Source organism: Peribacillus sp. NPDC060253 (genome assembly GCF_042727425.1).
GTDB lineage: Bacteria > Bacillota > Bacilli > Bacillales > DSM-1321 > Peribacillus.
Genome location: NZ_JBHXAS010000110.1, coordinates 1 through 15,335 on the forward strand (window position 1 = coordinate 1; position 15,335 = coordinate 15,335).

Annotated in this window: 14 protein-coding genes and 2 pseudogenes; 11 read left to right on the plus strand and 5 right to left on the minus strand. The window is 39.6% G+C overall.

The features are described 5' to 3' along the window. Nucleotides 1-309: 309 nt before the first annotated feature. Nucleotides 310-885, plus strand: a complete 576-nt coding sequence (locus ACFWE9_RS21295) for a TetR/AcrR family transcriptional regulator (RefSeq protein WP_230162485.1) — start codon at nt 310-312, stop codon at nt 883-885. Nucleotides 886-956: 71 nt separating this feature from the next. Then, nucleotides 957-4,124, plus strand: coding sequence for a bifunctional cytochrome P450/NADPH--P450 reductase (locus tag ACFWE9_RS21300; RefSeq protein ID WP_377358647.1), 3,168 nt, complete (start codon nt 957-959; stop codon nt 4,122-4,124). A gap of 312 nt (nt 4,125-4,436) precedes the next feature. Here the strand turns inward: ACFWE9_RS21300 and ACFWE9_RS21305 are convergent, their stop codons facing one another. Beyond that, nucleotides 4,437-4,832, minus strand: coding sequence for a hypothetical protein (locus ACFWE9_RS21305; RefSeq protein ID WP_377358649.1), 396 nt, complete (start codon nt 4,830-4,832; stop codon nt 4,437-4,439). Then, nucleotides 4,832-5,008, minus strand: a complete 177-nt coding sequence (locus ACFWE9_RS21310) for a hypothetical protein (protein WP_377358651.1) — start codon at nt 5,006-5,008, stop codon at nt 4,832-4,834. The genes ACFWE9_RS21305 and ACFWE9_RS21310 overlap by 1 nt, the downstream gene beginning before the upstream one ends. A gap of 237 nt (nt 5,009-5,245) precedes the next feature. Between ACFWE9_RS21310 and ACFWE9_RS21315 the strand changes: the two genes are divergently transcribed. Then, complete coding sequence (locus ACFWE9_RS21315; protein WP_377358653.1) at nt 5,246-5,524, plus strand: NUDIX hydrolase; 279 nt, start codon at nt 5,246-5,248, stop codon at nt 5,522-5,524. Nucleotides 5,525-5,739: 215 nt separating this feature from the next. Here ACFWE9_RS21315 and ACFWE9_RS21320 read toward each other — a convergent pair whose 3' ends face one another. Beyond that, nucleotides 5,740-7,137 carry an NCS1 family transporter gene (locus ACFWE9_RS21320; protein WP_377358655.1) on the minus strand — a complete coding sequence of 466 codons (1,398 nt, stop codon included), beginning with the start codon at nt 7,135-7,137 and terminating at the stop codon, nt 5,740-5,742. A 422-nt stretch (nt 7,138-7,559) separates the two neighbouring features. Between ACFWE9_RS21320 and ACFWE9_RS21325 the strand changes: the two genes are divergently transcribed. The 4 genes and pseudogenes from ACFWE9_RS21325 to ACFWE9_RS21340 all read left to right on the plus strand — a co-directional run. After that, a complete protein-coding gene (locus tag ACFWE9_RS21325) occupies nt 7,560-7,712 on the plus strand; it encodes a hypothetical protein (protein WP_377358657.1) in 153 nt (50 codons plus the stop codon). 29 nt (nt 7,713-7,741) lie between these two features. Continuing rightward, nucleotides 7,742-8,056 carry a DUF2798 domain-containing protein gene (locus ACFWE9_RS21330; protein WP_377358659.1) on the plus strand — a complete coding sequence of 105 codons (315 nt, stop codon included), beginning with the start codon at nt 7,742-7,744 and terminating at the stop codon, nt 8,054-8,056. Between the two features lie 174 nt (nt 8,057-8,230). Further along, entirely contained in the window at nt 8,231-8,461 is a 231-nt protein-coding gene (locus ACFWE9_RS21335) for a YczI family protein (RefSeq protein WP_230162499.1), read from the plus strand. A 331-nt stretch (nt 8,462-8,792) separates the two neighbouring features. Continuing rightward, nucleotides 8,793-8,882 (plus strand): annotated as a pseudogene (locus ACFWE9_RS21340) (MBL fold metallo-hydrolase); the annotation flags it as partial. Between the two features lie 182 nt (nt 8,883-9,064). Here the strand turns inward: ACFWE9_RS21340 and ACFWE9_RS21345 are convergent. After that, nucleotides 9,065-10,453: an aminotransferase-like domain-containing protein gene (locus tag ACFWE9_RS21345; protein WP_377358661.1), complete on the minus strand. Its 1,389-nt coding sequence runs from the start codon at nt 10,451-10,453 to the stop codon at nt 9,065-9,067. 199 nt (nt 10,454-10,652) lie between these two features. Between ACFWE9_RS21345 and azlC the strand changes: the two genes are divergently transcribed. From azlC to ACFWE9_RS21365, 4 genes and pseudogenes are all read left to right on the plus strand, one after another. Next, nucleotides 10,653-11,408 (plus strand): azaleucine resistance protein AzlC, encoded by a 756-nt coding sequence (azlC, locus tag ACFWE9_RS21350; protein WP_377358663.1) that lies wholly within the window; start codon nt 10,653-10,655, stop codon nt 11,406-11,408. Then, nucleotides 11,405-11,737, plus strand: coding sequence for a branched-chain amino acid transporter permease (locus tag ACFWE9_RS21355; RefSeq protein ID WP_377358665.1), 333 nt, complete (start codon nt 11,405-11,407; stop codon nt 11,735-11,737). The genes azlC and ACFWE9_RS21355 overlap by 4 nt, the downstream gene beginning before the upstream one ends. 94 nt (nt 11,738-11,831) lie before the next feature. Continuing rightward, a pseudogene (brnQ, locus tag ACFWE9_RS21360) lies at nt 11,832-13,176 on the plus strand (branched-chain amino acid transport system II carrier protein). A gap of 101 nt (nt 13,177-13,277) precedes the next feature. Continuing rightward, a complete protein-coding gene (locus ACFWE9_RS21365; protein ID WP_230162507.1) occupies nt 13,278-13,733 on the plus strand; it encodes a PaaI family thioesterase in 456 nt (151 codons plus the stop codon). 179 nt (nt 13,734-13,912) lie between these two features. Here ACFWE9_RS21365 and ACFWE9_RS21370 read toward each other — a convergent pair whose 3' ends face one another. After that, the gene (locus ACFWE9_RS21370; protein WP_377358667.1) at nt 13,913-15,274 is read right to left on the minus strand and encodes a D-serine ammonia-lyase; all 1,362 of its coding nucleotides are present in this window, start codon (nt 15,272-15,274) and stop codon (nt 13,913-13,915) included. Nucleotides 15,275-15,335: the final 61 nt, after the last annotated feature.

Sequence of the window (15,335 nt, forward strand, 5' to 3'; positions counted from 1 at the left end):
TAAAATTAAAAGGCATGAGCCCGGTAGATTACCGGATTCATGCCCTCAAGGCTGCCTAATTAAATAAAGTGTCTAACTTTTTGGGTTCACTTCACTATCAGCTCTTTTTTTTATGGGCAAATGATAGTTTGTAGTACCCATTTAATTCCTTAAAAAGAAATACTTTCAGTCTTTTATCCCCCTCCGTTAACAAAGAATTCACAAAATATGGGTAGTATGCGTGATTGAGATGGGATTTTATTGGGTATACACTTACACTAAAAGGAATGAACATTCATTCCGCATCTTGTAAAAAAGGGGTGAATCATTATGATCACTGCAATAAATAAACGAGACAGTATAGTATCCAGCGCTTTAGTGCTATTCGCAGAACGGGGATATGATGCGACAACGATCCCGATGATTGCTACATCGGCAGGAGTTGGAGCGGGTACCATTTATCGCTATTTTGAGAATAAGGAAGTGCTGGGCAACAAGATTTTTCAAGAGTACTTGGATATTTTCACTGAAACGGTCAAGAATGGATTTCCTCATGAAGATTCAATTAGAAATCAATTTCACCATATTTTTAAATCAATGGTTCACTTTACAACCGAGCAGGACCAAGCTCTTTATTTTATTAAAATACATAGTGGAGCCCATTTTTTAAATGAAGATAGTCATGCTAGCTTTCAAGGGCTATTGGATATATTTAAAAATTTCTTTGATGAAGGAAAAGAGAAAAAAGAAATTAAGGATATTCCTTCTTCAGCTTTGATTGCCATCATTTACGGAGCATTTCTTGAGCTTGAGCGACTTGTTCGCATCGGGGAGTTAGAACCTGAACCAAAACTTTTGGAAGATGTGGAAGAAAGCTTTTGGGATGCAGTCCGATTGCACGCTTGAGACATTTTTAATTATAAACGGAATGAATGTTCATTCCGTGAATCTACACTATTGAAAGAGGTGCTAATAAAATGGAAAAAACAACTCAGTTTCCACAGCCAAAGACATATGGCCCCCTAGGCAGCCTGCCTATCATTGATAAGGATAAGCCGCTTCAGTCTTTCATGAAGCTGGCACGAGAACTTGGGCCGGTTTTTCAGTTTCAATTTCCGGGTCGAATCACTACATTCGTATCCAGTGCTGCCCTCGCAAAAGAGATATGTGATGAAACTAGGTTTGATAAGAAAGTCGGTCCAGCCCTACAAAAAGTGAGAGCGTTTGGTGGCGATGGTCTTTTCACAAGTGAAACGACGGAGCCGAATTGGAAAAAGGCCCATAACATCCTGCTGCCCAGCTTTAGCCAGCAGGCAATGAAGGGGTATCATGCTAAAATGGTGGATCTTGCTACCCAACTCATTCAAAAATGGGCTCGCCTGAATCCAGCTGATGAGATAGATGTTCCTGAAGATATGACACGATTGACCTTGGATACGATCGGACTCTGCGGGTTCAATTACCGCTTTAACAGTTTTTATCGGGATACCACCCATCCTTTTGTCACCAGTATGGTGCGTGCTTTGGATGAAGCGATGAGCCAAACGCAGCGACTTGGCATCCAAGATAAACTGATGATTAAGTCTAAAAAACAATTCAGGGAGGACATTCAATATATGTTCTCTCTAGTGGATGAATTGATTACTGAACGAAAACAAAATGGTGATCAGGGAGAAGATGACCTTCTTTCCCATATGTTGAAAGGAGTAGATCCTGAAACGGGTGTATCACTGGATGATGAAAATATTCGTTTTCAAATCATTACCTTTTTAATAGCTGGGCATGAAACGACGAGCGGTCTCCTATCGTTCGCCATCTATTTCCTCATGAATAACAGAGACAAGTTAAAAAAAGCGCAGCAGGAAGTCGATGAAGTGCTGGGTGATGATGTTCCTGATTACAAACAAGTGAAAAAGCTGAAATATGTCCGGATGGTGCTGAATGAAACGCTTCGTCTGTGGCCGACTCCTCCGGCGTTTTCCGTTTATGCGAAAGAAGATACCATGCTGGGTGGAAAATACAATGTGAAGAAAGGTGATGTATTCTCGCTGCTGATTCCCGAGCTTCACCGTGATCCATCCGTTTGGGGTGATGACATTGAATCGTTCATTCCTGAGCGGTTCGAGGATTTGGATTCAATCCCTTATCATGCTTATAAACCGTTTGGAAACGGGCAGCGCGCCTGTATCGGACAGCAGTTTGCCCTTCATGAAGCGACATTGGTGCTCGGCATGGTTTTACAGCACTTTGACTTGATTGATCATGAAGAATATCAATTGGATGTTAAAGAAACGTTGACTCTCAAACCAGACGGATTGACCATGCACGTTTCACCGAGGAAGCCGGCGATTTCATTTACCGCTGCTTCTCCAGAATCAAAGTCAGCGGACAAAGAAGCCGCGGCATCTCCAATTGAATCAGCACATGGGACACCATTACTCGTCCTGTTTGGATCAAATATGGGAACAGCGGAAGGGATTGCTCGTGACCTTGCTGAAACAGGGAAGCGACAAGGCTTCAATGCCGAGGTTGCCCATTTAAATGATTACACCGATCGGCTTCCTCAAGAAGGAGCTGTTCTTATAGTCTCGGCATCTTATAATGGAAATCCCCCGGATAATGCGGGTGACTTCGTTTCATGGCTGAAGGAAAGCAAGGGTAACACATTGGATGGTGTTCACTATGCGATCTTCGGCTGCGGGGACCGCAATTGGGCCAATACGTACCAACGCATTCCAATCTTCATTGATGATCGGCTGGAACAAAAAGGAGCAGTGCGGCTGTCAGAAACGGGCTATGGAGATGCAAGCGATGACTTTGAAGGGGATTACGAGAAATGGACAGAAGCCCTTTGGCCGAATCTTGCCGAAACCCTTAACATTGAAGTGAATAGGAATGATCGGGAAATCAGTTCGATTACGATGAACTTCGTAAGTGATGTGAGCGGCACACCACTTGCACGCACCCATCATGCTTTTACATCCATTGTAAAAAAGAATTTTGAATTACAACATGAAGATAGCGAAAGAAGTACACGGCATATAGAATTATCTCTGCCAGAGGGAATACATTATCAAGAAGGCGATCATCTCGGGGTACTTCCGCAAAATCCATCGGACCTTGTCGAGCGAGTGCTCAGTCGATTTAACCTAAACGGCAAAGATTACGTAAATCTAACTGGGGATTCCGGAAAAGCTGCCCATCTTCCTACAGGAAAACCGGTAAAACTCGAGGAGTTACTATCAAACTATGTGGAGTTCCAAGAACCCGCCACCAGGTCTCAAATTCGGGCGCTTGCCACTCATACGGTATGTCCTCCACATGTAAAAGAACTTGAAGATCTTCTTTTGGACAATATCTATAAACAAGAAATCCTGAACAAGCGCATAACCATGCTTGACCTTATAGAAAAGTATCTTGCGTGTGATATCCCATTTGAACGTTTTCTGTCTTTACTGCCACCTTTAAAAGCAAGATACTACTCTATCTCAAGCTCACCACTCCAGAACGAAGGAGAAGCAAGCATCACCGTCAGTGTCGTCCGTGGAGAAGCTTTGAGTGGCAGCGGAGAATACAAAGGAATTGCATCGAATTATTTGGCAGAACGCTTCCGAGGAGACAAAATAGCCTGCTTTATCAATACGCCGCAATCCAACTTCCAGCTCCCAGAGCAAACAGGAAAACCAATCATCATGATTGGCCCTGGAACAGGAATTGCACCATTCAGGGGATTCATACAGGCACGTCGCGCTTTGAAAGAAAAAGGTGAAACCCTAGGGACTGCCCACCTTTACTTTGGATGCCGTAATCCGGAACACGATTTCCTCTATCAAGAAGAACTCGTGCAAGCTGAACAAGAAGGCCTTGTAACACTGCACACCGCTTACTCAAGATGTCCCGGTCAAGAAAAAACATATGTCCAGAACAGATTAGCGGAAAACGCCCATGACATCCTTCCTTTATTAAAAGAAGGAGGACACCTATACATCTGCGGAGACGGAAGCAAAATGGCACCTGATGTTGAACGAACACTAATCGAAAGCTATATGCATTTCTATCAAACACCGAAAGAAGAAGCCACAGTATGGCTGCAATCATTAGAGGAAAATGGCAGATATGCGAAAGATGTTTGGGCAGGAGCATAAAGAGGAGGAGCAGCGATTCTTAAGGGATTCGCTGCTCTCTTTATGCGACAATGAGTAAAATCCGAATTCACGAGTAAACAGTGTAAATTCACGAGTAAAGTGCGAATTCAAGAGTAAACAGCGCAAATTAATGAGAAAAAAACAAAACTCACGAGTAAAACAGCAAAATTCACGAGTAAACGGCGCAAATTCACGAGTAAACAGCGCAAATTCACGAGTAAAACAGCAAAACTCACGAGTAAAGTGCGAATTCACTAGTAAACAGCGCGAATTCACGAGTAAAACAACAAAACTCACTAGTAAAGTGCGAATTCACGAGTAAAACAGCGCAAACTCACGAGTAAAGTGCGAATTCACGAGTAACAGCGCAAGTTCACGAGTAAACAGCGCAAATTCACGAGTAAAACAGCAAAACTCATGAGTAAACAGCGCAAACTCACGAGTAAAACAACAAAACTCACTAGTAAAGTGCGAATTCACTAGTAAACAGCGCAACTCACGAGTAAACAGCGCAAATTCACGAGTAAAACAGCAAAATTCACGAGTAAACAGCGCAAATTCACGAGTAAAACAGCAAAACTCACGAGTAAAGTGCGAATTCACTAGTAAACAGCGCGAATTCACGAGTAAACAGCGCAAATTCACGAGTAAAACAACAAAACTCACTAGTAAAAAGCACAAATTCACGAGTAAAACAGCAAAACTCACTAGTAAAGCGCAAACTCACGAGTAAAGTGCGAATTCACTAGTAAACAGCGCAAACTCACGAGTAAATAGCGCGAATTCACGAGTAAAACAGCAAAACTCACGAGTAAACAGCGCAAATTCACGAGTAAATGCGCTAAAATAGAAGAATTGGAACTAATGGGGAGCGCATTATACATAGACGGAGAGCGTTTATGGATTTTAAGATTTGAGAGAGTGTAAATACTTTAGAGGCAGAAGAAGTGAGGGAAGCCAATGTTTTTAATAGAAAGGCAAACTGTATTAGGAATGTTTGGTCAAGATCTTTCCTAATTATATGGACGGAAATATAGTGGGAAGATCACGTGTGAATAATTTGTATATTCGTAACAGTCATGTGGTGGGGTTAATTAACGATAAAGGGGTCACTTTGAATAATGTTTAAGTATACGGTTTGTTTTGTGAAGATAAATAATGAAATACTCATGCTTAATCGAGAGAAGCCTCCAATTATGGGTGTTTGGAACGGAGTGGGGGGCAAAATCGAGAAAGGGGAAACTCCTGATGAAGGTGCGTTGCGTGAAGTGTTTGAGGAAACGGGCATAAAAGTAGCGAACTTTTTTTCGAAAGGAACGGTTACCTGGGAGACTCCAGAAGGTGAGCTGGATGGAATATATGTCTATTTGTACGAAGCGGACGATGATTTAACATATTAAACACCCCAAAAAACACGAGAAGGTATCCTCGATTGGAAATCCATTGATTGGATTCTCCACCCCAGTAATCTCGGCATAGCGGAAATGGTTGACCAGTACTTGCCGGTTCTATTGAAAAAAGAAGGAAACTACTCATTCATTTACAAAAATGGTCAAACATATCTTTCGTAAGTTAAAAAAGAGATACTACCTTTTTAAGTAGTATCTCTTTTTGCCTACTTCTCAAATATCGTACCCTTTTTGAATCTTGAATCCTTAAAGGTGAACTTCATCAGAATCATATAGGCAATGCCTGCCACGAAAACGCCGATGATCCAGGCCAGCTCGACTTTTATAAAGGCAGCGCCGGCGCCGATAAGCATGGCGAGCAGCGCGCATGGGTTATATCCTGTAAATGGCCCGCCTTCTCTGTACAAATCGGAAACATTGATCTTTTGCTTTCTTAATAGATAATACTCGACTAATAAAATCGAAACGATCGGACCTAAAAATGCGGAATAAATAAGAATGAACAAACCAAGACCCTTCGCCGAAGAATCCTGTACAAGCACCCAAGGGAAGGAGCAAAAGGCAAGAATTCCGGTTATGATAACGGCAACCTTATATTTCAGCTTTGTAAGCAAAGTGATGACATATGTTGGCGGAATAATATTGGCAACCATATTTACCGCAATTGCACCTATAACGATAAATGCAGAAACGCCTACTGTGATATAAGGATTATCTACCACAATTGCAAACGCCTTAACGGGATTGGAAATGCCGGTAGCGGAAGCAAGCATTACACCGATTGTCAGTACGAATCCGTATGCTAGTAAAATGGGAGAAAAGTACAAAAAACCTCGTTTTGCATCACTGATGCCAGACTTAAGCTCTCTTGAGTAGTCCCCTGCGCTTAAAAAGATAGCCGCATAATTTCCTAAAAACATCATGATGAAAGCAAAGAACGGCAAGCCCCATGAGCCTTCAGTATGCACCCATTTTTCCGCGATGACCTCGTTATGTGATGTAAGCAGAATACCAAATACATAGACTAATGCTAGCATGATAACAATGGACGCAAGCATTTCCACCCATTTGATGGCAAGGAAGCCGTACAGGGAAAGCGCAATTTGCACCAGTTGAATCACGACAAAGCAAATGACGGCATTATCAAAGGCACCACCCGTAATAATCTTCACAATTTCGTTTAAGGCAGTACCGCCGATCCAACTTTGAAAACCGTACCAGATGATAGCCGGAATTCCGCGCAAAAGTGATGATAGGATGGAGCCTTTCATCCCGAAGGACATTCTGAGCTGAACAACATAGGGAATACCCGTCCTGTATCCAATCCTATCATTTAAAGCAAAAATCACGGAAATGATAGCGATGGCAATGGCAGCTGCAGCAAATGTCTGAAAGATGTTCAACGTTGCGGTTCCCGCTACGACCAAGCTGGCTCCTAGTGTCATATTCCCTAAATTGACGCCGTCTCCAATCCACATGAATATATAGGATATCGGGCCAACCGTCCTATCTTCTTTGGTTCGCGGCTTCAGAGATTCGTCCAAATCCGCAGCGTGGTGGAACTCCGACTCTTCTAAAGCTTGCCTTTCTAGATATGTAGACAATGTACACTCAACTCCTATGCGTAGTGTTATATGATGTGACTAATGATGTAATAAAAACTAACATGATAAAAGTATACAGGTTTCGTATTTAGGAATCATTAGAAGAAGTGTGAAATTTCAGATATTATTTTGTGCTTTTTAACTAAAAGAAAATCAAGTAAATTCTTGTAATTATCTGGGGGGACATGAGTCCTGCTGTTTCGTGATTTGTTTGCAGTAAGTAGGGTGCTGAGGCAGCCTTTTTCTTAGGGGAAAAACGGTGCAGGATAGTTAAGTGCTAGGTATAAAGTATTGAAATTCATTTGAAAAACGTGATAAAATTGTTATATCAGTGTGTAGAGATATTGGTCTTTTTTATTGACCAAAAATATATGTCTCACGATACGTCTGCCATCTGAAATATTTTTAATGGAGATGATCATATGCACGAGGAAACAAGATTACCGCGAAATGGAAAAGACTTTGTATTATTTTTAGCGATTATATCTATACTTTCAGTCAACATTATCGCACCGCTTATTATGGGATTTAAATTTGGATTCAGTAAAGAAGTGTATTTGAAACCTTACAAGTAATTCCATTTGTGTGGATTTGTGTAATTTTATTGGTAACACTTGTTGTTAATCCAATTGTTAATAAACTCGTACAAAAGTTTACTGAACCTACGGACGGTTTTAATGCAAGAGTGTTATTCACGATATTATTTAGCGTAACCATCCTGTCCATTTTACTGACAGTTATCGGATCTTGGATTGGCATGGGAGAAATTAGTTTGGAGCCGATTCAAACGTTCTTTTATGATTGGCCTCGTAACTTTTTCATCGCATTTTGGGTGGAAGCTTTGATCGCACAGCCGATTGCAAGATTTGCAATGAAAAAATTACATGCAAGCCAGGCACGTAAAGCAGTAAATGCGTAACAATCAAATAAATTAAAAGCACATATAGCCGATTGGTTTTATTAAAAAATCAGTCGGCTTTTTCTTGCAAAAAAGTGGGGGAGTGAATGAAGGAATTTCCATTTTCCACACAAATGAAAAGGTGTTAAATGGTATGATTAATTGAAAAAATTGTATTTAAGGAGAAATATATTCTTGAAAAAAGTTAAAATCATCTTAGCAATAATTGTTCTTGCTTTATACGCCTATCAGCTAATTACTGGGAATACTGAGTTGATGCCGTATTCTATGTTGTTCTTGGGGGCAATGATGTTAGTAACAGGATTAGGCGAATTTCAAAAAGATAGAAAAGAAGGATTTTTGGGGTACTTTGTAGTCTCATTATTTCTTTTCTTTGTTTCCATACTGGGATTGTTATTGAATTAACTAGTTTTGTAGTTTAAACAAACTTTTTGGGGCGAATGGATCACTGTTAAAAAATAGGGTTTGTAAAAATTCGAACGTTGGCACTCGCTTTCCGTGGGCGGTCCGCCCTCGGCGCTTTTGCGCCTGCGGGATCTCCCTTGGAGCGCTTTTCCCGTAGGAGTCTCGCACACCAGTTCCAATCAACTTTGTTTTAATTGTTAGATAGAACTGATTTTGCTTACCAACTGTAAGAGGGTCATTACCCTCTTTATTTAATATCCTTTAAGAATTCTTCCAAGGAATCATATAATACAGGTGGTTCCCATTTGCCCATACTATGTTCAGCAGTCAGAACAGGAGTGGTGAAATGAAGTCAGAGAGATTGGTTCAAGCCGAAGAAATGCTAGAAAATATGCCAAATCAAGAAATCGAATTCGGTAAATGATTCATAAATCTGCTCCCTTTCCGCCGACTGTCTGCCAAGCCTCCTCGACGCAAGTGTCTCCGGGGTCTCGACTAGCCAGTTATTCGGCAGGAGTGCCGCAAATTTCTTCAATCCAATTAAGGATTTCAGTAAAAAAACACTGGGTAAGCTCGTAAATATTGAATACTTCATCTTTTGAATCAGTTGAGATACTGTTTTAATATGGCTAATCCTATTTTTAACTCATCAAATGAGTTTGTAGAAGAAAGTGCAATACGTAAATACATATCAGGGGTAGTCTGCCCGCTTTGAAAACGATTGGAATGAAAAACTCGAATACCGTGCCTTTTCAAATCCATTTCCAGTTGTAACGCATCGTTATGTCCTTGAATTGGAAGCCAACGATAAAAACTGAGAGGATGTCCAACATCCTTTCTTAAAGGAAAATATTCCGAATATATATCATTTGCAGTCTGTGCAAGCTGTTTCTTTTGAGAAGCAATTTCATGAGCCTTCCCTGATAAGATAAGCTCTGTGATAACCTCTGCATCAAAAGAAGAGGTCTTTACATTTATGTTGAAAATGGCCTGCGAAATTTTCTCGCGTAATGCATCCCCATAGACCATATAGGCAACTCTTAATCCAGAACATATTGACTTAGACGTGCTACAAATATAAACGCTCTGTTCTGGGAGTAAATGGAACATTGGCTGCTGGTAATCGGAGATCATACCTGCCGTCATAAATGCATGAATATCATCCTCGATCAAGATTAAACGATGCTTACGGATGACCGCAGCCAATTCTTGCTTTCGAATATCTGACATCATGATTGTGGTTGGATTGTTGCAAGAGGGCATCAGAAAAATGCCGTCAATATTTATTTGACAACACTGCTTTTCAAGTTCGTCTGGCAGCATTCCAAACTGGTCTCCGAGAATGGGCACTAACTTAATATGGAACATCTTTGCCAACTCGATAAAGTTTGAATATGTGTATAAGTCGGTTGCAATTCTATTACCAGGCTCAAACAAAGAAGCCAAGGCTATGGCCAATGCATTTTGGGCACCAGAAACGATTGCTATATGCTCTTGATCCGCGTGAATGCCGAAAGATTCCATCCAGTTTAGAGCTGCTGTTTTTTGATGTGGAATACCAGTCGGATCGTTGTAATTTAGTAACTGCTTCAAATAACTTTTGTTCACAGTTTTTTGAATAGTTTCTGCTACAATATCATTGGTTTGCTCAAAAGATGCCACAAAACCAAGATCAATGCTGTTTGCCGTTTTATCCGCGGAAATGGTTATAGAACGAGTGGCATTGGGAGCCACAAAGGTTCCGCTTCCCGTAACGGCATAAATTAATCCTTTTATCTCGCATATTTTGTAGGCACGGGTAATCGTGGTGAAGTTTAAGTCAAGAAAATCCGCCAATTCTCGTTGCGAAGGCAACTTTGTTCCAGGTGCTAAAAAACCATTTGTTATATTTTGTTCAAGTAATGATGCAAGAGATTTATAAAAAGGACGCTTTATTGCTTTCTTATCAGGCTTCCAAGACATTGGATAATTGTCAAATGAATTTACTGGCATACGTCACCTCTATTAACTTTTTCCATACAATCATATCATTTTTTGTATGGAATTCTAATCATGAAACGGTATGATTTGAAAGGCGACTTTAAACGAATATAAGGTGATAAGCCTATCAGCACCCCCATTTTGATAAAATGGGGGAATTTTATTTTAATTGTAATCCATACAATTAACTTGTTTTTTGTACGGATTTTGTATGTTAAGTTTAAATAAATTTAGCCATCAGGATGTGATTTATATGAAAAAAAGAACTCAAATGATACCTGCATTACGTGCAGCTTTTCCGTACACAGTGCCCATTTTGGCAGGCTTTTTATTTTTAGGCATCGCTTATGGAATCTTTATGAATTCATTAGGCTTCAGTGCGATTTACCCGATCTTGATGAGTCTAACAATATTTGCAGGATCAATGGAGTTTATTGCAGCCAATTTATTGCTTATCGCATTCAATCCGATTAACGCCCTTTTTCTAACGTTAATGGTGAATGCACGACATTTGTTTTATGGCATTTCGATGCTTGATAAGTATAGGGGGACCGGGAAGAAAAAGCTGTATCTGATTTATGGGCTTTGCGATGAGTCTTTTTCTATCAATTGTACCGTTGATGTTCCGCAGAATGTAGACAAGGGCTGGTTTATGTTCTTCGTAACACTGCTTAATCATGCCTATTGGGTGATAGGGGCAGCGATTGGCGGCATTTTTGGTTCACTTGTCAAGTTCAACACGGAAGGACTCGATTTTGTTATGACGGCTCTATTTGTAGTCATCTTCATTGAACAGTGGATGAAAGAGAAAAATCATCATAGTGCTCTCGCAGGGCTTGGGCTGTCAGCTGTCTGTCTTATTATTTTTGGCGGAAACCATTTCATTATTCCTGCTATGTTTGCCGTTTTGGGGTTACTCACCTTACTTAGAAAGCCATTAGAGAAAGTTGAGGTCGAGGCCATATGACAATGGATTTAACACAGCAGATCATTACTATTGCAATGGTTGTTTTAGGCACAATGCTTACAAGGTTTCTGCCATTCATCATTTTCCCATCTGGAAAACCCACACCGAAGTATGTACAGTATCTCGGTAAAATGCTGCCATCCGCGGTAATAGGGCTTTTGATCATTTATTGTTTAAAGGATGTGAACTTACAATCCGGAAGTCACGGTATCCCTGAATGCATGGCGGTAGCGGTAGTTGCATTGCTTCACTTTTGGAAGAAAATGATGCTCCTCTCCATAGCGGGGGGAACGATTGTCTACATGATGTTGGTGCAATTGGTTTTTTAGAATCAGTCTCTTTGCTTTGCAAAAGAAACTAATTTTTTATATCAAACACAAAACAAATGTGTCCATATGCTAGTTGATTTTAGGAGGGATTGATGTGTCACAGAAAGTTCCATTGTCATTTATAATAATTATCGGTTTAATGCTATTCGCATTGTTTTTCGGGGGCAGGAAATTTAATTTTCCCCCCTATGCTTGGGCAAATGGCTGGAACAAATGTATGGAAAGCCAATGCGGGCTTCTTGGTGACTGGAGTAGGATTACCATTACTTGCAATTACAGCATTTGTTTTTTCAGGTAAAGATGATTTACGATCTTTAGCGAGTCGAGTACATCCAGTGTTTGGTATGGTGTTTGCGACTGTTCTCTATCTCGCAATCGGCCCTTTTTTCGCTATTCCCAGAGCTGGTAATGTATCGTTTGAAATTGGAGTTAAACCGTTTGTTATGAATCATGCAGGGTCTCTGCCTTTGGTCATATTTACGATCATATTTTTTATCGTCGCCTGCCTACTTTCGCTTAATCCCACTAAAATTATTGATGTTGTGGGAAAAATTCTAACACCTATAAAATTAACATTCATCGGATTCCTAGTAATAATAGCTGTTATTCATCCAATCGGTAGCTTTCAAGCTCCTTTCAAAGGGTATACATCCCATGTGTTTTTCAAAGGCTTTCAAGAAGGCTATTTAACACTGGATGCTCTTGTAGCTTTTGCTTTCGGAATCATTATTGTGAATGCCATTAAAGAAAAAGGAGCTACTACTAAGAAAGAAATCATGACTGTTTGTGTAAAAGCAACGGCAATAGCAGCTACACTGCTCATTCTAATTTATACTGCACTTTCCTTTATGGGAGCTTCGAGCGTAGAAAAACTAGGTCAATTAGAGAATGGAGCTGAAGTTTTAGCAAAAGTTTCTGACTACTATTTCGGTTCTTATGGTGCAATTTTATTAGGCTTAATGATTACAGTTGCGTGTTTGACCACAAGTGTTGGTCTTATCACGGCTTGTTCTTCTTTCTTTCATGAATTATTTCCCAAGATCTCTTATAAAAATTTTGCGATAATTTTGACTATATTTAGTACCCTCGTAGCGAATATAGGATTAACGCAACTAATTAAGATTTCAATCTCTGTATTAATGACCATGTATCCCATTGCCATTACTTTAATATTCTTAACATTTTTACACTCTGCCTTTAATGGTAGGCCAGAAGTATATCAAGGTAGTTTGATATTTACCTTTATCGTAAGCCTATTTGACGGATTAAACGCTGCTGGTATACACATTAAAGCGATTAGTATTTTTTTCACTGAGTTCCTTCCTATGTATGAGTTAGGTTTAGGTTGGCTCCTACCAGCTATCATAGGCGGTTTGTTTGGTTATATATTTAGTAGATTACGCAAGAAAAAGATTCTTAGTTCAAGTGCAGTACAATGATCAGTTAGAAATGGATATGAAAAATATTTCTAATTCTAATTACTGGTAATTACCATCGGTGGTAATGGGAGTAAAATATTCAATCAAAGGGGTAGGTAATAGTGAAGAAGAAAATTGATGAATATCAAATTTATGAAAAACACTTTGAACAAATTCATGAGCAAGTAAAAAACGATCCGTATGCTCAGTCGTTAGGCATTCAGCTAACAAAATTCGAGGCAGGTTATACAGAAGCAACGTTAGAAGTGCAAAGCCATATGGTAAATGCATATGGAACTGTTCACGGAGCTGTTATTTATGCTTTAGCAGATCATGCTTTTTCCGTAGCTTGTAATGCATATGGAAAAACATCCTTAGGACTCTCGACTACAATCCAGTTTATTGAATCAGCTAAACCCGGAGACAAGATAGTAGCCTGTGCAACTGAAGTTAAACGAAACTATCGGACAGGTTTTTATCGAATAGACGTCTTGCATGAGCAAAACCTGATAGCAACCATGGAGGCAGTGTCATATCGTAAGGATCATTATTTTATTGAACTTGATGAACAAGAGTAAGCAGTCTAATAGTTGTTGATTAGAGGACTTGAAAAAATAGGGCTCCTCAGTAAGATATGAGTAAGACACCACTCTAACTCAAAACCTTAGGAGGAACCCTAATATGAAAAAATGCAAGATAAACAAAATCAACGTTCGAATGTCTACATTCTGACACGGGGTTACTACCCCGTGTTATATTACTTCTCTTTCTCTAACGCTAATTTCAGCCCTTTTTGATAATATTGCGTCATCATTTCTTCAGGAACCATGCTTCCACCAGTCCCCCAAATAATATGTGTACCCTTACTCATCTTTTCCGTTAAACTATGTTTCTGTAAATAATCGAAGCCCTCTTTACATAATTTACTTGGTCCTATCATGCCTGCTAGTGCTGAAGGTTCTAAATGGATCCCCTCTGTATCGACTAGTTCTTTTAGCAACTTATACAACTGTTCATCGCTAACCGTATAATTGCCACTTAAAAAAGGTTCCATAGTTTTACCTACAAACCCAGACGGCTTTCCAACAGCAAGTCCATCCGCGTCTGTTACATTATCGATACCAACATCTTGTACAGAAATCTTATCATGAAGCCCAGTCATTAAACCGAGTAACATACATGGTGAGTGTGTAGGTTCTGCAAAGAAACAGTGAATATGGTCTTGAAACAATAATTTCAAGCCAAAAGCTACGCCTCCAGGACCACCACCTACTCCACATGGAAGATAAACAAACAAAGGGTGATTTTCATCTATTATTATCTCTAGCTCTTCTAATTGTTTCTTCAAGCGAGATGCAGCCACTGCATATCCTAAAAATAGGTCGTGAGAATTTTCATCATCCACAAAATAACATGTTGGGTCACTATCTGCTTGGATTCGACCTTCCTCTACAGCTTTACTATAATCAGCTTCATATTCAATAACTTTGACATTTTTGCTTCTAAGCAAGTCTTTTTTCCACTGTTTTGCATCAGCTGACATATGAACAGAAACATTAAAACCTAACTTTGCACTGATGATGCCGATACTAAGTCCTAAATTTCCAGTAGAGCCTACTGCGATTGAATATTGTGAGAAAAGGGTTCGGAACCTATCACTATCTAAAATCGAATAATCATCTTGAACCGTTAACAATTGATGTTGAAAAGCTAATTCTTCTGCATGTTTGAGTATCTCATAAATCCCGCCTCTTGCTTTAATAGATCCTGATATAGGAAGGTGACTATCGCATTTTAGTAATAATTCTCCTAATATAGGTTGTTGATAATCCTGTTCTAAGGATTGTTTCATGGCAGGAATTTTCACTAAAGGAGACTCTATGATACCATTCGTTCCTTTTGTTTCAGGGAAAACCTTGGCGATATATGGAGCAAAACGTTTCAACCTTTCCTCTGCATCTCTTACATCTTCTTGAGTTAGGGGGGATTTTTTAATTCCCGTTTGAAATTTTTCGATATTTGGATTGAGCCAAAATACTTCATCCATCGAAATGAGCTTCTTTAGTAAAGGATATTTATCTTTCCGTGTTTGTATTTCATTACTTACAATCTCTTTCATTTGATTGATCCTCCTCATTTTCTTGTAACAAGTGGATTTGTGAATTTAAATTAAATATAAT